This window comes from Legionella bononiensis (assembly GCF_016786215.1).
Lineage (GTDB): Bacteria > Pseudomonadota > Gammaproteobacteria > Legionellales > Legionellaceae > Legionella > Legionella bononiensis.
Map to the genome: position 1 here is coordinate 735,207 of NZ_JADOBG010000022.1, position 20,758 is coordinate 755,964.

The following is a 20,758-nucleotide window of genomic DNA, read 5'->3' on the forward strand; positions in this document are numbered from 1 at the left end:
AAAAAGACTTGTCAAAAGCAATACCAAGTGTTAACGTACTATAAATAAAACTTCCTGTATAATTTTTGTGAGTTGTTATTATGGTTTACTCGAGGCAAAATGCAGCTGTTCGTAGGGACAAACATCAGTTCTTCTCTAAAATTCCATCCACTGGCCAATTAAGTTCAAAATTCGAATTCGCTGATCAACGCGCGGAAACGATCGGATACTCCTTTCTACTGAAGAACAAGCATTTGCTCGAGACTGAATTTACTGAAATGTTTAACATTTTAAAAAATCAAGATGATGAAAATAAAGAAGCTTTTTGGTTGTATTGCTATTATTGTGCCTCGTTGCTGGAAGCCTTTTATGCAGCCTATCTACAACCTGGAAAACGGGCTGAATATGCTGCAATTAAGCTACAAATTAAAGAACGACTGATTAATAAGGTAAAGCATAAAGAATCAGATACTGCTTTTATCGAATCACTTTACAATTCTTATCTTGGCAGTTTTCGCAATTTGGTTAACTCCCCTTTTCATGTATCGCAAATTCGTGATTATGTTGCGTATGCAAATCTATGTCGAATTTACTGGGCTTTTTGTCGTATGACATTAACTCAGGGTTTAACTATGGCGAAAGATCTGCATCTTATTGAAAAACTTGATGTTATCTTGGGCACGCATACTGACGTAGACAAAATTATTTCCGTATTTCAAGCTCCTATAGGCGTTATTAATTTCTTTAGCGTTGGCTTTTTTCTTATTCGCTTTATGATTGATGGCGGCTTGTTGATACAACATACATTCTTTCCATCTGAATTGGAAAAGGGAGCGAAAAGCGGTTGTGATGTCACGAAACTGGATTATTTGCCCGGTGCAGCCAGTATTGAGGCGTACAGAAACAGTTATATCCTGGTTCAGGAAGACGATAAGGCTGATGGAGAATTATATTATATTCCTAAAAAGGGAGCTCCGCTTAAGCTACAGGCCAAGGACAAGAGTAAATTAAAAGATGATTTACTGAGTAAATTAATTGAAAACGGAACGATCCGTTTAACAGCAGATGAAGTAAAAGAAATTATTACAGCTCAAACAGATCATGTTCCTGAGGTTACTACCGCCTATGAACGTTTTATGCACGAGCTTTATAAACGGCATTGTAATTTTGCTAATGATCTGGTTTGGGCCACAGTTAACTGTCTGAGTAATTTTAATAATTTATTTAATATTTCTGGCCCCGTTGCAGGATATTTAACTGCTGTATTTCTGACCTTTGATGTGTGCATGGCTCTGTATAAATGCAAGTTAGCAGAACAAGAGTATTTAACGAAAAAATCTCAATATCTCTTGGAGATTAAAGATTATAATAATCCATTGCTCTTTCCGAAAATGTCGGAAGAACAACGTCGTTTGCATATAGAAATGCTCCATAAACAGTTATTCGAATTGGAAATTAACTGGCGAACTAAAGAAGCAACCTTTTATTTTGTAGCCGCTGCAGCTGCCTTATTGATGTTGGGATTTACTGCCGCCATATTGCTTAGTCCCCCAATGTTGGTTCTCGCTTCATTTTTTGTTTGTACTGTAGCCGTGGCGATGTATCTATCAGCTGGAGCCTATTCACAATATAAAGAGAAAAGTCTTTATTTGGAACAAGCACAATTAACGGATACTAATCTTCCTGTTGCTTATAAGGAATATGAAATAGCTCGTAATGATTTTATCTTTACTATGGTTAAAAATACGGTTATGCCAATGGTATTGATAACAACATTTGCAGTGTGCTGGCCAGCAGCTATTGTCTTGACTGCCATGTATCTGGGGTACGAACTGTATCATGCTCATGATCAGCATAAAGAAACGCGTGCAGCGCGACTATTGGCTTTAGATCCACAGGATGGGAAGGAAGAAAACATGAGTTTTCTTCCTTGCAATAATTAAGCTTCGGGATACATTGCTTTAATGGCAGCGATATCTTTTTCACTTAAATGAGTTCGCTGCCCAATTTCTACCCCATCAGTTAACGGAATAATTGTCTTTTCACCATTTTTAGAAAAGGCAAAAGTACCGTAGTGCATAATGGATTGATAATCATAAGCACCAAAATCTTTACCATCTGTTAATTGCTGATCAAAATTATGTTTGTATTCATCGTCTATGTTTTCCCATACGATGCGTACATAGGAATTTCTATCAGCTCTTGATTGCTCATGCCATAATCCAAGAGCATGGCCTATTTCATGAACTGTATTCATAGTGGTACATCGTGGCGCTAAATTAATTTCCTGTTTTCCACCTTTTTTACCCACATAGGAAGAACAGGTAGTACCCTCAGCATGAATGAATGAAATATAATCACGATGTTCATAACGATTTTTAGAGGTCAATTCCAGAAATTCCAGATTGGTGTTTTTTTGCCAATGATCTATTGCTTGATAGATGGCTAATTTGTTCATAAAAGGCAAATCTTCAGCAACCTCATAAGGAACAATACCATTAGGCCAACGAGATCCTCCTGCTTTAGGAGTAATAATGGCACCCTGATTGTTCAGATTGGTCACTCTTCCAATGAGTATATCTCCTTCAACTACCGCGAATTCATTAATTTGTTCGTAGATAATATCGCGACTACCGAGTACTGGGTCAGCAATGGTGACATGCCCCAGATTTGTTGCATAAGTTGAAGATACGAATAAAACGGAACCAATAAAACAATTAATCCTAAAACCATAGTTCATAAAATATCCTTATTACTTGAAAAAACCAAGAACAGTTTATTGAAAGGCTATTCCAAATTCTATGGCCGGGATTAAAAATAAATCCTAAGGGATTATTGATAAAGTTCTCTATATTTTAGCTGTCTTCTGTACTCTACAACGCGTTTATCCATTATTAAACGCCAGACAGGAGGTATTAAAGCCAGGACTATCATACCCAAATATCCTGATGGAAGCTGAGGGCTTTGTTCCATATGACGTAAAATCTGATATGGGCGAGCACCATAAGTATGATGATCAGAATGGCGCTGTAAATGAAATAATATGGCGTTGGTTAACCAGTGATTAGCATTCCAGGAGTGATAGGGGCTTACTTTTTCATAGAGACCATTTTCCAGTTTTTTTCTTTCCAGCCCATAATGTTCAATATAGTTAACCAGTTCAAGAGTCATGATGGCGGTGAAAGACTGTACTATAAAAAATGCTAATGTTGATAATCCCCCCAGTAGCAAACACAGTATACTTATGACTAACGGAACTGAAAGTATCCACCAGAAATGATTATGAAAACTCCAGGTTGAATATCCCTTTTGATGCATGCGTTTTTTTTCCAGATGCAAGGCAGATTTAAATGAACCAATCAAAGTTTTGGGTATGAATTGATAGAAGCTTTGCCCCAATTTTGCCGTTGCTGGATCTTCTGGCGTGGCCACACGAACGTGATGTCCTTTAACGTGTTCAACAAAAAAATGACCATAGCAGACGCACACTAATAATGTTTTACTTAGAAATTGTTGAGTACGACTGTTTTTATGCATTAATTCATGAGCTAAATTGATCCCTGCTCCGCCAGATATAAGTCCTATCGACAGTGTAAAACCAAGCCATTCATTCCATAACAAATGTTGGGTGCTCACTACATAAGCTGCATAAGTGATCATGAGAATCTGTGCCGGCACATAGGCATAGGTGAGGTATTTATAATAAGTGTCTTTAATCAGTTCTTGTTCCTGTTCCTTTGATGGGTTGGACGGATCCTGGACAAAAACGTCTATCAAAGGTATTAAAATAAAGACAATTGCAAATGGAAGAAAACTGAACCATCCTCCAAGTTGAAGGCCGATAATGGGTAGTGGAATTAATAAATACACCATTAAAAAACTTAATTTTTTTAATGAAGACATTGCTGAACTCTGCTTTATCTAACTTAGTTAATTATAGACTATAAAGACCTGAGTCAGCTTGGCTTAAAAGGACATGCACTGGTTATTTGCGGACATTTAGTGCTCATCTCTAGGAATTAGGTTGGTCATGATTGAAAATGGATACAGCTTAAGGCAGTAAAAAGCCTAAAGCGATAAACCCTGTTAATTCATTTTATACTAACTGGATGATGTCACGAGTTTTTCATTTTTAAAGCAGCCTCGTAGAGTTCGTTTTTATTTGCTTTGGTAATTTTACAGGCAATTGAAACGGCTTGTTTCAATGGTACTTCTTGCAATAACACAGCAAGAATCTCCTCATTTGATTGGTGATTATCACGTGCAGGACGTGGAGGAATAATTAAGACAAATTCTCCTTTGGTATGACCTGGGTCTGCTAATAACCATTGTTTAATTTCAGATACGGTGCCTGTAACAAACCGTTCATAAGTTTTAGTCAGTTCTTTCGCCAGTACCAGTTCGCATTCTTCGCCATACGTTTCTGAAATATCATCAATACATTCCAGAATTCTGTGCGTTGATTCATAAAAAATAAGCGTATGCGGTTCGGATTGTAATGATTCCAGTTTGCTTTTTCGTGCCGTTTGCTTTGCAGGAAGAAAACCTAAAAAGATGAAGGAATCATAGGGTACCCCTGCTGCACAAAGCGCCGTAATTAATGCACTGGGCCCTGGAATTGGAGTAACAGGAATTAAGTGCTGACGCGCAAGTTTTACTAAAGGATATCCGGGATCACTGATTAAAGGCGTCCCTGCATCACTTATTAAAGCAACAGTTTTCCCACTCAGGAGTTGTTCAATGATTTGTTTACTTTTCTCGCTTTCATTATGCGCGTGCAGAGAACTTAAATTATTCTTTATTCCCAAAGCTGTCAGTAGCTGTACTGAGTGTCGAGTATCTTCTGCAAGGATTAGATCTACTGATTTCAAAATATTAAGGGCTCTTAAACTGATGTCATCACGGTTTCCAATTGGAGTCGCAACTATATAGAGAGTTCCTATGCCTGTTGCTAGAGAGTTTGTCATAGTTTATCCTCTTCGGTTATTGCGTATTTGGCGAATTAATATGTTTCTAAAATTATTTAATTTTCGTATCTTCTTCTTACTGGCCTCAACTTTTTTACTGTGTCAGTGTACTAAAACCGTTAATTCATCAGAACCTGTAGTAACGGTTCATAAAAAAGTAACAAATCCTTATAGCATGCCGACTGCAACTTATCTTGCATTGGCAAAAAATGAAGAAGGCTTCAAGAAACAAAGTCTTTTATTAGCCGCTGCAGGCCGTATGATTTCTGAAGGACAATGGCGGCAAGGCTTAGCCATTTTAGCACAAACAAGTGAATTAACTGATGATCAGATGAATGAAAAAACCTTATTATTAGCTAAAATAGACGTGATCCGGGATCAACCTAAATCAGCCTTGGTTAAATTGGCAACGATTAAACCATCAGAAAGTCTTTCCACTTATAATCAAATTCAATTTCATGAATTATTAGCCCAATCCTATCGATCAACAGGAAATCAAGTAGAATCGGTGATGGAGCGAATAAAGCTGGAGTCAATATTAACGGATCAGGATCTTCAGATTAACAACAGAAGGACTCTATGGTTAACTTTAATCAATTTACCTCAACCAGAATTAAATACAATGGCTGCAGAAGCGGCAGATAAGTCTGAATTACAAGGATGGCTCCAGTTAGCGCTTATTTCTCGTAAATATCGAGATAATCCAAAATCCTTACTTGCAGCCCTGGATCAATGGCAATCACACTTCGATAATCATCCTGCCAATAATATTCTTCCAAATCCCTTGGACAGTATTGCTGACAAAATGATTGCCAAACCTAAAAATGTAGCCTTATTACTTCCGTTGAGCGGCCCACTTTCTGGTCCTGGTAAAGCGATACGCGAAGGTTTTATGGCTGCTTATAAGGCCAGTAATGGTGAAGATACAACTCAGGTAAAAACTTATGATACGGCTAAAGGTGAAATCACCGAGCTTTATCAAAAAGCCATTGAAGAAGGTGCAGAATATGTTGTTGGTCCCTTGACCAAAAATCAAGTGGCTGCTGTAGCAGTGATGAACCATCCTGTACCTACCCTGCTCCTGAATGATTCGGATGCCAGCGTACAGGATAATTCCTATCTCTTTGGTCTTTCGCCCGCTAATGAGGCCAGTCAGGTGGCAATTAAAGCTCGAAGCAAGGGGTATCAAAGAGCTTTAATTATTGCACCAAATAACGATTGGGGTAATGAAGTGACCAAAGCTTTTAAAAATCAATGGACGAATAATGGTGGCAAAATTGTTGATACCTTTTTATATGGCAACAACGATGATATGAATAAGAAAATGAAGGATTTTCTAAAAATTTCTGAAAGCCAGGCGAGAGAAAAGCAATTAAAAGAGGTTTTGGGCCAGAATCTGCAATCCTTAACAAGCCGCAGACAGGATTTTGATATGATCTTTTTATTAGCCTATCCTTCAAAGGCGCGTCAAATTATGCCCTTATTAAAATATTACTATGCAGGTGATGTACCTGTTTTTGCTACATCAAGTGTTTATGGCGGAAACGCAAATGCTTTGAAGGATAAAGATTTGGATGGCGTTATTTTTTGCGATATCCCCTGGGTATTTTCTCATCAAATGGGAACGAGAAATTGGCCAGAGCAATTTAATAGTTATAATAGACTTTATGCTTTGGGAATGGACAGTTATGCATTAGCAACTCAATTAAACCAGTTAATATTATTTCCTGCAGATGGATCTATGGAGTCTAACGGTACCTTATATTTGAAACCTTCACAGCAGGTCGCGCGCGTTCTGGAGTGGGGGCAGTTTAGACAGGGACTGGCTCATTCATTAGGCAATACGGTTTAAATTGACTGATAGAACCAGAGGAATAGTAATTTGAGTACCCTACACACAGGACGGATTGCCGAACAAAAAGCATTGTCGTATTTATTGGAACAAGGTCTTAAGTTGGTATGTCAGAATTATTATTGCCGTTTAGGTGAAATTGATATAATCATGCGCGAAGGGAATTATCTCGTATTTATTGAGGTACGCTCCCGTTCAAATATAAAATATGGCAACGGTATTGACAGTGTTACTTATGCGAAGCGTCAAAAAATAATAAAAACCACATCGCATTATTTGCTTAAGCATAAATTACAAGAGCGTAATCCTGTACGCTTTGATGTAATCAGTATTGATGGAAATTCAGGGCATATTACCTGGCTTAAAGACGCTTTTAACGCCGATTATTGAAAATGAGAAGGTTTATAAAATGGTTCAGTTGGAAGAAAGAGTACGACATCTATTTGGTGTGAATATTGAAACAAACATTGCTGTTGCAGACGCATTGTCCGATTGTATCGCTAAAGCGGGTCAACGTTTGGTTAATTGCCTGCTGGGTGATGGGACAATATTTGTATGTGGCAGTGGCGGATCCAGTGCAAATTGCATGCATTTTGCCAGTTCTATGTTGAATCATTTTGAAGTAGAAAGGCCACCCCTACCGGTAATTAATTTAAGCGCAGATGCAGCCTGTCTCGGCTCGTTTGCGAATGAACATCATTACGGTCAGGTTTTTGCGAGACAGATTCAGGCATTAGGTCAGGAACAGGATGTATTGTTGTTACTTACCACTTCAGGTAATTCCGACAGTATGCTCTATGCACTGCATGCAGCAAATGAACGAGGTATGGATACTATAGCCCTAAGTGGGCGAGATGGAGGTGTTCTGGCCAATCATTTGGGGCCAGAAGATATAGAGCTGCGAGTGACTTCTGACAGCGCTGCGCGAATAAGAGAACTTCACTTGTTCATATTACATTGTTTTTGTGATTTAATTGATCAGTCTTTATTTGGTCAGGTTTTAGGATAAAAAATGAACATAAGCTCCAGATTAAAATCAATAATTGTTTTATTGGTGAGTACCATGCTAACCAGCTGTGTCGTTGCTGTTGTAGCTGGTGCTGCTGCGGGAATGGTCTATGACAGACGAAGCGTTACTACTATGGAAGCTGATGCCCGTTTATTTCATGTAATTCATAAAGGTATAGTCACAGATCCACAATTTAGAAATTCACGAATTTTGGTGACCAGTTTTAATCGGGTTGTCTTATTGGTCGGCCAGACTCCTACTGCTTCTTTGCGTGTTGTTGCCGAAAGGGTTGCGCAGAATACCCCTGGGGTTAAACGAGTATACGATGAAATTACGGTAGAGAACCCTCTTCCATTGACTCAGCGATCTAAAGATTCTTTGATTACTGGTCAGATTAGAAGCAATATGTTAACCAAAAAAGGGTTGGAGTCCGGTTCGATTCGTATAGTAACAGAAAATGGTGTTGTTTATTTAATGGGAATCGTTACACCAGAGCAAGCATCATTAGCTGTTGATGTTGCACGTCGGATAAATGGTGTAAGAAAAGTCGTTAAAATTTTCCAATACATTCGATAAAATGCGAAAACAGGGACGTTTTATATTGGTGTTACTTCTAATGGTCTGTAGCCTGTCTGGTTGCATTGGTACTGTATGGACTGGCGCTACCTTGCTATATGATAGACATGACGTGTACAAAAAATTAAATGATTACAATTTATTGGCCGAAGTTAACCGGGTTTTGGCAGTAAACAGGACATTTAACAACTCAAGTTGTGTTCTCGATATCGCGGCGTTTAATGGCGACATTCTGATAGCTGGTCATGTACCTAACAATGAATTACTTGAAGAATTAAAACAGCGTTTAACTCAAGTAAAACACTATAGACGCTTGTTTAATGAAGTTCATGTCAGACAGATTTCTTCTAATAGTGTCGAGGACAGTTGGATTACCACCAAAATTCGAAGTCAGATATTTGCTGATGACTCTATTGATCCGGATGCTTTTAAAATAATAACTTCCGATCGTATCGTGTATTTAATGGGGGATGTCAAACCGGATCAGGCAGCAAAAGTCATTAAAATCGCAAGATATACTACGGGCGTTGAACGAGTGGTTAAGATGATGAGGTATTTTACTTATCAATCCGTAAAACAGGCTTAGAAGATACTCCAGATGGTCCAGTTTAATGCTTTAGCTTAACAGAATGATAAAATAGTACGCATAGCCAGTTAGATTTTTTGATGGTTTCTTTCTTTATTGGACTCTTTGCAAAAAGAATAGAGACTGAATTTTTATCAACGCTACAACCGTTATGGAGTAAAAAGTTTAGCTATGTTTTTGTAATGTTGTTGGTGCTTGTTTTTATGTTTTCGCAAGCAAAGCCAGTTATTTATTTAGTATCTTAACTATCTGACTTTGATTGACTTTGGGGTACAACCAATAATATGGCCTGATAAAATCAGGCCATCAGCTGCACGTCCAATCCAGGAAGTGGCTAACCTGGGAGGATAAGATATACTGTATCAATGGATTCGTCCTTTATCCAGTCGTTTACGCATTTTTCTTAATTTAAATTCACGAATTAGTCCAGTTGAACCGTTTGTCTCAGATTCTTCATCGAGTCCATTTTTTGGAACACTTGGGTGAGATTTGCAGTGACGTCTATATAGAAGATGACTTTTGTTGTGTTTGTGGTCTAATCCATCATTGTAGCGATGAATCATTTTTTCGTGCAGTCCTGCTGCAGTATGTTGTATTTTATCAGACATATTTTATTCCTTTGGCGAGGTTTAAATAAATCTACTTGGCATTAATAGAATGCTAAGCCCTACATTTTTATTATAGCTCGGAAATTTGCATATCGCCGTTGATTATTGCAGTTGGTTGATTTATAATTCGCGCGGTGAAAGTTAGGTGAATATGTGAACAAACAGCTGAATAAGCGCGGAATCATGCGATTGTGGCTGGTGCAGCTGGGTATAACATTAGTCCTTGCTGTACTGTGTGCAATAGTATTTAATATTAAAGCGGCAAGTTCAGCGTTACTTGGCGGACTAGTCTGCATCATTCCTAATGCATATTTTGCAAGCAAATTATTCAAGCATCAAGGTGCTCGAGCCGCGAAGCAAATAGTAAATAGCTTTTATAAGGGTGAAGCAGTTAAGATAATTTTGTCCATATTCCTGTTCACAGCGGTATTTGTTTTTTTTAAAATTACACCGCTAGCATTTTTTACATCGTATATTTTGGTACTCATGACGCATTGGTTTGCCCCATGGATAATTGTCAATAAACAGAATAGGCCAGAAAGTGACTGAAATGGTATCTAGCACAAATTATATCAAGCATCATTTAACATACCTCACTTATAATGTGAGCGATATGAAATTGGGTTCAGACGGTGGTTTTTGGACATTGAACCTTGATACATTATTCTTTTCTTTGTTTTCCGGAATCATTGTAGCCGCCTTAATGTACTTTGGGGCAAGAAGGGTTACAACAGGAGTTCCTGGAAAATTGCAGAATTTTGCCGAGATAATGCTGGAATTTGCTGATAATCAGGTAAAAGATTGTTTTCATGGTAAAAATAATTTAATAGGACCTTTGGCATTAACGATATTTTTATGGGTATTCTTGATGAATTTCATGGATATATTGCCTGTTGATATTTTGCCCTTTTTCGCTCAAATGGGTGGTGTACACTATCTAAAGGTAGTGCCAACAAATGATTTGAATTTGACTTTTGGCCTGTCTCTTTCAGTATTTTTCTTAATTATTTTTTACAGTATCAAAATAAAAGGTGCTAAAGGGTTTATAAAAGAACTTACTTTACAGCCTTTTAATCATCCGCTGTTTATTCCATTTAATTTATTGCTGGAGTTGGTAGGCTTAATTGCCAAACCTATTTCACTGGCATTGCGGTTATTTGGAAATTTATATGCTGGCGAATTAATATTTATTTTGATAGCGTTACTTACCTTAAATGCAGCATCAAGTTCACTGATTGGAACAGCGACTTTAGGTATTGCCCAGTTTGTACTGGCGCTGGCTTGGTCAATTTTCCATATTCTGGTAATCACGTTGCAAGCATTTATTTTCATGGTCCTGACTATAGTGTATCTCAGTCTGGCACACGAAGAACATTAACCAATTTAATTTTCATCATCCATTGTAAAGGGGATAAATATGCAAGCTGTTGAATTAATAGCACAAGTACAAAGTATGACCGTTATTGCGGTTGCGTTGTTAATCGGTTTAGGTGCATTGGGCACAGCAATAGGATTTGGCTTGCTAGGCGGCAAATTCCTTGAGGGCTCAGCCCGTCAACCAGAAATGGTTCCTATGCTTCAAGTAAAAATGTTTATCGTAGCAGGTCTACTGGATGCGGTTACCATGATTGGTGTTGGTATCGCACTGTTCTTTACCTTCGCAAACCCTTTCCTTAGCAACCTGGGTTCTTGATAACACATGAACAGGGCGCCGTTGCGCCCTAATTGTTACAGGAGATATTACTTTGGATATTAATTTAACATTAGTAGTGCAAATGCTGGTTTTCGCAGCTTTTGTTCTGTTTACTATGAAATTAGTTTGGCCTCCTTTAGCCAAAGCATTGGAAGAAAGACAAGAAAAGATAGCAGATGGTCTCTCTGCTGCTGAGCGTGGTCGTAAAGAACTGGAGTTGGCTCAGCATCGTGTTAAAGATGAGTTGAAACACGCCAAGGCACAATCAGCTGATATTATCGATAAAGCGAATAAACGTGCTTCGCAGATCATTGAAGAAGCTAAAGAAGCTGCCAAACGAGAAGCTCAGATTCAGGCAAAACTCGCACAGGAACAACTCGCGCAACAAGTGAATCATGCAAAAGATGAACTTCGCAAACAAGTTGCCCGACTGGCAATTTCAGGCGCCGAAAAAATTCTAATGCGCGAAGTGGATGCCAAAGCGAACAGCGCACTGTTAGATAACTTGATAGAAGAGATTTAAAATGTCTGATAGCACCACTATAGCCAGACCCTATGCAAAAGCAATTTTTGAACACGCTTTAGCTGAAAAAAAATTAGCCGAGTGGTCTGATCACTTGATGATTCTTGCGCAAGCAGTATTAAATCCACAAGCATCACAGTTTATTGCAAATCCCAGTTCAACAGATACGCAACAAATTGAGTTGCTGCAATCCGTTTGCAGTGTAAAGGTAAAAGACAATACGTCATTAAATAATCTTATTGCTCTACTTGCCGCTAATAAACGATTAATGCTGCTGCCGGAAATTAAAGCCCTCTATGAAGTACATAGAGCAGAACAAGAAAAGACACTGGGTGTAGATGTAATCAGTTTTTCTGAAGTATCACCCGCACAACAGCAGCAATTGATTGAATCTTTAAGCAATCGATTACAGCGTAAAGTGTCATTAAAAATAAGTATTGATCCCTCCTTGCTTGGTGGTGCAGTTATTCGGGCAGGCGATTTAGTTATCGATGGTTCAGTTCGGGGCAAGCTTAATAAGCTGAGTACCGGCTTGGCCGCTTAATTTAGAGGATAGTTTCCATGTCAGAACAAGTAGCTTTAAATCCTTCAGAAATCAGTGAATTAATCAGAAAAAAGATTGATCAGTTCAGTGTGGTTTCCGAAGCACGTAATGAAGGGACTGTTGTTAGTTTAAAAGACGGTATCGTTCGCCTACACGGTCTTGCTGATGCAATGGCTGGTGAAATGATTGAATTCCCTGGCGGTGTATATGGCCTGGCACTTAACCTTGAAAGAGATTCAGTAGGTGCTGTAATTCTGGGTGATTCATCTACACTTGCTGAAGGTCAAAAAGGTAAATGTACTGGCCGTATTTTGGAAGTTCCTGTTGGTAAAGGGCTTTTAGGTCGTGTGGTTGATGCATTGGGTAATCCAATCGATGGGAAAGGCCCAATTGATGCTGCTGGCATGTCTCCAATTGAAAAAGTGGCTCCAGGTGTAATTTCTCGTAAATCAGTAGATCAACCCGTTCAAACAGGATTGAAGGCTATCGATGCCATGATTCCTGTAGGTCGAGGCCAGCGAGAGCTTATCATCGGTGACCGACAGACAGGTAAAACCGCAATTGCCATCGATGCCATTATTAACCAAAAGGGTACTGGCGTTAAATGCGTGTATGTTGCTATAGGCCAAAAAGCTTCTTCAGTAGCGTCTATTGTGCGTAAGCTGGAAGAGCACGGTGCTTTGGAACATACCATCGTTGTTGTTGCTGGAGCTTCTGACTCCGCTGCATTGCAATTTATTGCGCCCTACTCTGGTTGTTCAATGGGTGAGTACTTCATGGAACGTGGTGAAGATGCGTTGATTGTATATGATGATCTTACCAAACAAGCTTGGGCATACCGACAAATTTCCTTGTTATTACGCAGACCACCAGGTCGTGAAGCTTATCCTGGGGATATTTTCTATTTACATTCACGTTTGTTAGAGCGGGCTGCTCGTATCAATGCTGAAGAAGTAGAAAAATTAACTCATGGTGAAGTAAAAGGTAAAACAGGCTCGCTTACTGCTCTTCCCATTATTGAAACTCAAGCGGGTGACGTTTCTGCATTCGTTCCAACAAACGTAATCTCCATTACCGACGGTCAGATATTCCTTGATGTGGATTTGTTTAACTCAGGTGTCAGACCAGCTATTAACTCAGGTTTATCTGTATCTCGGGTTGGTGGAGCTGCTCAAACCAAGATTATGAAAAAACTAGGTGGTGGAACTCGATTGGCACTGGCTCAGTTCCGTGAGCTGGAAGCATTCTCTCAATTTGCTTCTGACCTTGATGATGCGACACGTAAACAACTGGAGCGTGGTCAACGCATTACCGAGTTAATGAAACAAAAGCAGTATTCTCCATTTACTGTAGCTGAAATGGGTATTTCTCTATTTGTTGTAGAAAAAGGATACCTGGATGATGTTCCTGTAAACGAAATAAGTTCCTTTGAATCGTCATTACATGATTATATGCGCAGTACACATGCTGCATTATTGCACTCAATCAATGAAGCTGGTGCATATGATAATGAGATTGAAGCAAAATTAACAAAAGCAGTTGAAGAGTTTAAACGTACGGCTAGTTGGTAATTTAATATCTCATGGAAGTAATTCCAACAGGTATACAGGTCATTGCAATTGATGTAATGACCTACAAATCAATTAAAGGCGAAGTAACATATGGCTGGAGCAAAAGAAATCCGTTCGAAAATTTCGAGTATCAATAAAACTCGTAAAATTACTCGTGCGATGGAAATGGTGGCAGCAAGTAAAATGCGTAAAACGCAAGAAAGAATGCGTGCATCTAAACCCTATGCCAATAAAATTTATGATGTCGTTAAGCATATCGCTCGTGCAAATTCAGAATACAGACATCCTTTTATGACGGAACGAGAGATAAAGCGTATGGGCATTATCGTCGTCACCACAGATAGAGGACTATGCGGTGGTTTGAATGCTAACCTCCTAAGGGAAGCTATTCGAAACATCCGTAACTGGAAAGAGCAAGGTCACGAAGTGGATATCGCTGTCATTGGTCGTAAAGGCCAGGCATTTTTCAAGCGAGTTGGTGGAAATATTCTGGGATCAGTCGATCATCTCGGAGATACTCCAGGCATCAATGAATTTATTGGTATCGTAAAGATAATGATTGATGCTTACTACAATGGCACTATTGATTCTTTGCATATCATATATAACGAGTTTGTTAATACCATGACGCAAAAACCATTGGTTAAACAACTGTTACCATTGCCAAAATCGGACGAAGATACCAGCACAATGGGGCATCATTGGGATTATATTTACGAACCTGATGCCAAGGATTTACTGGATGATTTATTAGAACGTTATATTGAATTACAGGTTTATCAGGCTGTTGTAGAAAATGTAGCCTGTGAACAAGCTGCAAAGATGATTGCAATGAAAAGCGCAACGGATAATGCAGGTGATTTAATAAAAGAATTTCAATTGGCTTATAACAAAGCCCGACAAGCTGCAATTACACAAGAGTTAGCAGAAATTGTCGGTGGCGCAGCCGCTTTATAAGAGGGTATATAATGAGCTTAGGAACTGTAGTAGAAGTAATTGGTGCGGTGGTAGACGTTGAGTTTCCGCGTGATAGCGTCCCTAAAGTCAATGATGCATTAGAGCTTGTTGATAGTGATTTGGTTTTTGAGGTTCAACAACAGCTCGGAGATGGTGTTGTGCGCACCATTGCTATGGGTACTACTGATGGCTTAAAGCGTGGCTTAAAGGCTAAAAATTCTGGAAAACCCATTCAGGTTCCCGTAGGAAAGAAAACTCTGGGTCGTATTATGGATGTTCTTGGACGTCCAGTTGATGATGCTGGTCCTATAGGTGCTGAAGAGCATTGGGCTATTCACCGTAAAGCGCCCAGTTACGAAGAACAGGCTGGCAGTCAGGAATTGCTGGAAACCGGAATCAAGGTAATTGATTTGCTGTGCCCCTTTGCGAAAGGCGGTAAGGTTGGATTGTTCGGTGGTGCGGGTGTTGGTAAAACAGTAAATATGATGGAATTAATACGTAACATCGCTATCGAACACAGCGGATATTCTGTATTTGCGGGTGTAGGTGAGCGTACACGTGAAGGTAATGACTTCTATCATGAAATGAAAGATTCCAACGTATTGGATAAAGTATCTCTGGTTTACGGTCAGATGAATGAGCCACCAGGAAACCGTTTGCGTGTTGCATTAACTGGTTTGACCATGGCAGAAAAATTCCGTGATGAAGGACGCGATGTTCTTTTATTTATTGATAATATCTATCGTTATACTCTGGCTGGGGTTGAAGTATCTGCATTGTTGGGTCGTATGCCATCCGCAGTAGGGTATCAGCCTACACTGGCTGAAGAAATGGGGATGTTGCAAGAGCGTATTACCTCAACTAAAACAGGTTCTATTACGTCTATTCAGGCAGTATACGTACCAGCGGATGACTTGACTGACCCATCACCGGCTACTACTTTTGCTCACTTGGATGCTACAGTAGTATTGTCACGACAAATTGCCGAGCTTGGAATCTACCCTGCAGTAGATCCTTTGGACTCTACTTCACGTCAGTTGGATCCATTAATTGTCGGTCAGGAACATTATGACACTGCACGTCGCGTACAACAGACGTTACAACGTTATAAAGAATTGAAAGATATTATTGCGATCCTTGGTATGGACGAATTATCCGAAGAAGATAAGCGAGTAGTAACTCGTGCTCGTAAAATACAAAGATTCCTGTCGCAACCTTTCTTCGTGGCTGAAGTATTCACTGGCTCACCTGGAAAATACGTATCTCTTAAAGATACGATTAAAGGGTTCCAGGGAATTCTTGCAGGTGAATACGATGATTTACCTGAGCAGGCATTTTACATGGTTGGAAGCATTGAGGAAGCTGTTGCAAAAGCGAAAACCCTATGAGGCAAGCAGATATGACAATAACAACGCATTTGGATATTGTTAGTGCGGAACATGAGATTTTTTCTGGCTTGGTGGAGATGGTCGTTGCCACAGGAGAGTTAGGTGAGATTGGAGTTACACCCGGTCATGCTCCTTTGCTAACAGTATTAAAGCCTGGGGAAATTCGATTAACTATGCCTGGTGGTGAGCAAGAGATTTATTATGTGCAAGGTGGAATGCTGGAAGTACAGCCGCACTGTGTCACAATTCTTGCTGATGTTGCCGAGCGAGCGGATCACCTGGATGAAACTGCTGCTCTTGCTGCAAAAGCCCATGCTGAAGCTGCAATGGCTAATAAAGGCGGTGACATCGATTATTCTGTTGCTGCTGCTGAATTAGCCCGCGCTGTTGCTCAAATTCGAGCCATTCAAAAAGTTCGAAAGAAAATCAAGTAATATCTAAATAAATCAATAGGATAAAGGTCAGTATCACCATACTGACCTTTTATTTTTACAAGCGTAATGATTCCATTAATGGCATGTTGGCAGTAAATCGAGATAGCCTTATTGAATTATATTGAATGCCCCAGTTTTAACGACGTATGCGCCTGCATTTTATAACTTTTAACGATTTATAATCGTTTAACCTATAAGAACAAGCTTGAACTTTAAATTTAATTGTTGGCTTATTGGATGAGTGCCAAAGATAAATCGAGCAAAAGGTTTGAAAAAATTAGTAATTTACAAAAATTACACACGTTACTCTATGATTCATTCACAGGGTTATCCACAGGTTTGCATAACAGTGGGAGAAATATTATTTAAAATTATCATATAAATCAATGAGTTATGATTTGCTCGGTTTTATAAAAAAATTAAGCACAAAGTTATTCACAATTAACATGATGAGTATATTTCTAACATTATGAATATTTTGCTAAAATTGTTTTGCAATACGTACCTTGATTGCACTACGATGATTAAATAGTGATTACTACTACAATGAATACAAAAGCGATGAATGAGACAACAGAAAAAAAACCACTGACTGAATTTACTGAGAAAGCCTATCTTGATTATTCCATGTACGTTATTCTGGATAGGGCATTACCTAATATAGCTGATGGGTTGAAACCTGTTCAACGTAGAATTGTCTACGCGATGTCCGAACTTGGTTTAAAAGCTACAGCAAAGCACAAAAAATCAGCACGAACAGTTGGGGATGTCTTAGGTAAGTTTCATCCGCATGGTGATAGCGCCTGTTATGAAGCCATGGTTTTGATGGCACAACCATTCTCATATCGATATCCATTTGTAGACGGCCAAGGCAACTGGGGATCTCCCGATGATCCCAAGTCTTTTGCCGCCATGCGTTACACAGAAGCCAGGCTATCACCTTATGCCGAAGTTCTTCTTGGTGAGTTATTACAAGGCACCGTCGATTGGGTAGATAATTTTGATGGTACGTTACAAGAACCATCATTGCTTCCGGCAAGATTACCCAATATTTTATTAAATGGTGCTACGGGTATTGCTGTTGGTATGGCATCCGATATTCTCCCTCACAATTTAACTGAAGTAGCTAATGCCTGTATTCATTTATTGGACAATCCTGATGCTGATTTAGCTGCAATTAATGAACATATAAAAGGCCCCGATTTTCCAACGGAAGCAGAGATAATTACCCCTCGTGAGGCGATTACAGCACTGTATGAGACAGGAAATGGCTCTATAAAAATGCGTGCCATTTTCAATCAGGAAAAACAGAATATTGTAATTACTGCTTTGCCTTATCAGGTTTCCGGCGCGAAAGTGATCGAACAGATTGCCGTACAAATGCAGCAGAAAAAATTGCCGATGGTTGAAGATTTGCGTGATGAGTCTGATCATGAACATCCTACCCGTTTAGTGATTATTCCCAGATCAAACCGTGTAGATGTTGATGCGTTGATGTCTCATCTTTTTGCTACAACTGATTTGGAACGAAGCTATCGGGTCAATTTTAATATGATTGGTTTGGATGGTAAGCCACGTGTTAAAGGGCTGTTAAAGATTCTGACCGAATGGCTGGTCTATCGCGTTTCAACAGTTAAACGACGACTTGAATACCGACTGGAAAAGGTATTAGAACGCATCCATGTTCTGGAAGGGTTACTGATTGCGTATTTAAATATAGATGAAGTTATTGCCATTATTAGGGAGCATGAGAATCCCAAGCAAGGATTAATCGCTCGATTTAATTTGAGTGAACGCCAGGCTGAAGCAATTTTAGAAATGAAACTACGCCATTTGGCTAAACTTGAAGAAATAAAGTTACGTGGCGAACTGGATGAACTAAGTGCTGAACGAGACAGTATTCAGAACACTTTAGCCAGCGAATCGCTTTTAAAAGCGTTAGTAAAACAGGAAATAATCAAGGATCGCGATGAGTTTGGTGATTCACGCCGCTCACCCATTATTGTAAGACAAGATGCACAGGCATTAAAAGAGGAAGATATTTTACCTAATGAACCCATCACTGTTGTTTTATCAAACAATGGTTGGGTTCGAGCAGCTAAAGGTCATGACGTAGTTGGTACAGAACTGAGTTATAAAGCTGGAGATGAATTTAAAGCACAGGCACTTGCCCGATCAAATCAACAGATCATATTCTTTGATAGTGAGGGTAAAGTCTACTCATTGCCAGGACATGCCCTACCTTCAGCAAGAGGCCAGGGTGAGCCGCTAACTGGTAAATTAAATCCTGCGGAAGGAATGACCTTTGAAGCGCTGGTTGGAGGGGAGCCAGAGCAGCGGGTTTTATTGGCCAGTGATGCCGGATATGGGTTTATCGCTAAAGTTAGTGATCTGTATGTAAAAAATCGGAATGGAAAAGCATGCATCAAACTCTCGCAAAATAGTCGCATTGTTCCACCCAGGCTTTTACCCAACAATGATGAGCTTTTTGTTGCCTGCGCAACCAGCGTGGGGCGGTTACTCATATTTTCCCTTAAAGAATTACCCGAATTATCTCGAGGAAAGGGTAATAAATTAATCAGTATTCCATCAAGTAAAGCAATTTCACGGGAAGAGTATGTTATTGATCTTCAAGTATTAGCTGAAGAAGATTCTTTAACAGTACATGCTGGCAAACGACATTTTACTCTTAAGGGCGCTGATTTGGCACATTACAGAGGAGAACGCGGTCGACGCGGTAATCGTCTGCCGCGAGGCTTACAGAATGTGACTCATTTGCAGGTCACGGTAGCAGAACAAGCCTAGTTAATCTTCCTTCAACTGTTCAGTAATTTCAACAGGACTACGGGAAATCACTTTATGGATAGTGTTTCCCGTGAAACACTGGTTAATCCTCAAGCATCTTTTTGATAATTTGTTCCTTTTCCAGTGGTAACTGAGCCAAAGACAAGGTGGCTAAACCTGCTTTTTTATATAATTCCTTAACAGAGGGCTTATCAATAGCTTTTAAGTGCAAGGACAAAGTTTTGATATCACCTCGACATAACGGCCCGGTTAATGACTCCTTTATATGTGATGTTTTGCTTAAATTATTAATATTGCCCTGCATCAGATTACAGATCATAGCGCGTGCCTGATGTTGCGATATCCCCGCCTGCAGGAGTAATTCTTCGCTCGTATGGGCTAAAGTAATTAAATAATTTGATGCGATAGTTGCCGCGGTATGGTACATAATTTTTGCATCGGAACGAATAGGAATGACATGTGCTCCAAGGATACTAAAAATATCATTTAACCATTCACAGACAGCAGGATCTCCTTCCATAACACAATCGATCTGATTGAATGCCATTGAATCCAGAGAGCCTGATTTAAATGCTTTTAATGGGTGAAAACTGGCGATAGAACATCCTAACTCTCGCAATGGACTAAGTACTTCAGAGTTTAATGCACCACTACAATGGATAATGAAACTATCAGGTTTTAGAACAGAATCCTCTATTAGTTGCAACACAATGGATTCAATTGAATCATCATTACACGTAATCCAGGTCACATCAGTCTTGGGCAGTTGTTTCAGTGTATTGACAGCCGTTCCCAGTCTTATTTCACTACACGCTTGTTGTGCGGAATTAAAACTGCGATTGCATACCGAATCAAGGGCAAGCATTTGAGTAGTGGATAAAGCCAGTGCCAGGTTTTTGCCTAATCGACCTGCTCCAATAATGTTGTAATTCATTCAATTCTCTTTAAGTGGCGCGTTTAATTTGCAAAACATCAATAATTTACAGTGTTTCGTCATCCTCAATGCAGTGAAGGATCTTCAAATATAGGCACTGAACCATATTCAGGAGATCCCTCATTTCATTCGGGATGACATTTCACGGTTTCGTCATACTGAACGCAGTGAAGGATCTCCAAATACAGGCACTGCACCACATTCAGGAGATCCCTCATTTAATTCGGGATGACGTTTCACTGTTTCGTCATCCAGAGCGCATTGAGACTAACAAACTTTATTCACAATTATCTGAATTATATCAATAAACTCATAAATGAACCAATTAAATC

The 20,758-nt window shown here is 39.4% G+C and carries 21 protein-coding genes; 16 read left to right on the forward strand and 5 right to left on the reverse strand.

The window, feature by feature from the left end:
* Positions 1-80 precede the first annotated feature (80 nt).
* Positions 81-1,922: a hypothetical protein gene (locus IZU94_RS16675; protein WP_203113291.1), complete on the forward strand. Its 1,842-nt coding sequence runs from the start codon at positions 81-83 to the stop codon at positions 1,920-1,922.
* Here IZU94_RS16675 and legP read toward each other — a convergent pair.
* The 3 genes from legP to rsmI form a co-directional block, all read right to left on the reverse strand.
* Positions 1,919-2,719, reverse strand: coding sequence for a Dot/Icm T4SS effector Zinc-dependent metalloprotease LegP (gene legP, locus IZU94_RS16680; protein WP_203113294.1), 801 nt, complete (start codon positions 2,717-2,719; stop codon positions 1,919-1,921). The two genes, IZU94_RS16675 and legP, sit on opposite strands and share 4 nt — an antisense overlap.
* Before the next feature lie 92 nt (positions 2,720-2,811).
* The gene (locus IZU94_RS16685) at positions 2,812-3,882 is read right to left on the reverse strand and encodes an alkane 1-monooxygenase (RefSeq protein WP_203113297.1); all 1,071 of its coding nucleotides are present in this window, start codon (positions 3,880-3,882) and stop codon (positions 2,812-2,814) included.
* A 212-nt stretch (positions 3,883-4,094) separates the two neighbouring features.
* Positions 4,095-4,946, reverse strand: coding sequence for a 16S rRNA (cytidine(1402)-2'-O)-methyltransferase (gene rsmI / locus IZU94_RS16690; protein WP_203113300.1), 852 nt, complete (start codon positions 4,944-4,946; stop codon positions 4,095-4,097).
* Between the two features lie 40 nt (positions 4,947-4,986).
* Between rsmI and IZU94_RS16695 the strand changes: the two genes are divergently transcribed.
* The 5 genes from IZU94_RS16695 to IZU94_RS16715 are packed head-to-tail and all read left to right on the forward strand — an operon-like array spanning position 4,987 to position 8,969.
* Positions 4,987-6,798: a penicillin-binding protein activator gene (locus IZU94_RS16695; protein WP_203113448.1), complete on the forward strand. Its 1,812-nt coding sequence runs from the start codon at positions 4,987-4,989 to the stop codon at positions 6,796-6,798.
* Positions 6,799-6,828: 30 nt separating this feature from the next.
* Positions 6,829-7,188 carry a YraN family protein gene (locus IZU94_RS16700; RefSeq protein WP_203113303.1) on the forward strand — a complete coding sequence of 120 codons (360 nt, stop codon included), beginning with the start codon at positions 6,829-6,831 and terminating at the stop codon, positions 7,186-7,188.
* Between the two features lie 19 nt (positions 7,189-7,207).
* Positions 7,208-7,807 (forward strand): D-sedoheptulose-7-phosphate isomerase, encoded by a 600-nt coding sequence (locus IZU94_RS16705; protein ID WP_203113306.1) that lies wholly within the window; start codon positions 7,208-7,210, stop codon positions 7,805-7,807.
* A 3-nt stretch (positions 7,808-7,810) separates the two neighbouring features.
* Positions 7,811-8,383, forward strand: coding sequence for a BON domain-containing protein (locus IZU94_RS16710; RefSeq protein WP_203113309.1), 573 nt, complete (start codon positions 7,811-7,813; stop codon positions 8,381-8,383).
* 1 nt (position 8,384) lies between these two features.
* Entirely contained in the window at positions 8,385-8,969 is a 585-nt protein-coding gene (locus IZU94_RS16715) for a BON domain-containing protein (protein WP_203113312.1), read from the forward strand.
* Positions 8,970-9,331: 362 nt separating this feature from the next.
* Here IZU94_RS16715 and IZU94_RS16720 read toward each other — a convergent pair whose 3' ends face one another.
* On the reverse strand, positions 9,332-9,577 hold the full coding sequence (locus tag IZU94_RS16720) for a hypothetical protein (RefSeq protein ID WP_203113315.1): 246 nt from the start codon (positions 9,575-9,577) through the stop codon (positions 9,332-9,334).
* A 153-nt stretch (positions 9,578-9,730) separates the two neighbouring features.
* Between IZU94_RS16720 and IZU94_RS16725 the strand changes: the two genes are divergently transcribed.
* The 10 genes from IZU94_RS16725 (at position 9,731) to parC (ending at position 19,492) form a co-directional block, all read left to right on the forward strand.
* Positions 9,731-10,126 carry an ATP synthase subunit I gene (locus tag IZU94_RS16725; RefSeq protein ID WP_203113318.1) on the forward strand — a complete coding sequence of 132 codons (396 nt, stop codon included), beginning with the start codon at positions 9,731-9,733 and terminating at the stop codon, positions 10,124-10,126.
* 1 nt (position 10,127) lies between these two features.
* Positions 10,128-10,955, forward strand: coding sequence for a F0F1 ATP synthase subunit A (gene atpB, locus IZU94_RS16730; protein ID WP_203113320.1), 828 nt, complete (start codon positions 10,128-10,130; stop codon positions 10,953-10,955).
* A gap of 39 nt (positions 10,956-10,994) precedes the next feature.
* Entirely contained in the window at positions 10,995-11,270 is a 276-nt protein-coding gene (atpE, locus tag IZU94_RS16735; RefSeq protein ID WP_028382916.1) for a F0F1 ATP synthase subunit C, read from the forward strand.
* 52 nt (positions 11,271-11,322) lie between these two features.
* Positions 11,323-11,793, forward strand: a complete 471-nt coding sequence (locus IZU94_RS16740) for a F0F1 ATP synthase subunit B (protein ID WP_203113322.1) — start codon at positions 11,323-11,325, stop codon at positions 11,791-11,793.
* Between the two features lies 1 nt (position 11,794).
* On the forward strand, positions 11,795-12,337 hold the full coding sequence (locus tag IZU94_RS16745; RefSeq protein ID WP_203113324.1) for a F0F1 ATP synthase subunit delta: 543 nt from the start codon (positions 11,795-11,797) through the stop codon (positions 12,335-12,337).
* A gap of 17 nt (positions 12,338-12,354) precedes the next feature.
* Entirely contained in the window at positions 12,355-13,908 is a 1,554-nt protein-coding gene (gene atpA, locus IZU94_RS16750) for a F0F1 ATP synthase subunit alpha (protein ID WP_203113327.1), read from the forward strand.
* A 90-nt stretch (positions 13,909-13,998) separates the two neighbouring features.
* Positions 13,999-14,865: a F0F1 ATP synthase subunit gamma gene (gene atpG, locus IZU94_RS16755; RefSeq protein WP_203113330.1), complete on the forward strand. Its 867-nt coding sequence runs from the start codon at positions 13,999-14,001 to the stop codon at positions 14,863-14,865.
* Positions 14,866-14,876: 11 nt separating this feature from the next.
* Positions 14,877-16,253 (forward strand): F0F1 ATP synthase subunit beta, encoded by a 1,377-nt coding sequence (atpD, locus tag IZU94_RS16760; protein ID WP_028382911.1) that lies wholly within the window; start codon positions 14,877-14,879, stop codon positions 16,251-16,253.
* Between the two features lie 11 nt (positions 16,254-16,264).
* On the forward strand, positions 16,265-16,687 hold the full coding sequence (locus IZU94_RS16765; protein ID WP_203113333.1) for a F0F1 ATP synthase subunit epsilon: 423 nt from the start codon (positions 16,265-16,267) through the stop codon (positions 16,685-16,687).
* A gap of 546 nt (positions 16,688-17,233) precedes the next feature.
* Positions 17,234-19,492 (forward strand): DNA topoisomerase IV subunit A, encoded by a 2,259-nt coding sequence (parC, locus tag IZU94_RS16770; protein WP_238400720.1) that lies wholly within the window; start codon positions 17,234-17,236, stop codon positions 19,490-19,492.
* Positions 19,493-19,574: 82 nt separating this feature from the next.
* Here the strand turns inward: parC and IZU94_RS16775 are convergent, their stop codons facing one another.
* On the reverse strand, positions 19,575-20,426 hold the full coding sequence (locus IZU94_RS16775; RefSeq protein WP_203113336.1) for a Rossmann-like and DUF2520 domain-containing protein: 852 nt from the start codon (positions 20,424-20,426) through the stop codon (positions 19,575-19,577).
* Between the last annotated feature and the right edge of the window lie 332 nt (positions 20,427-20,758).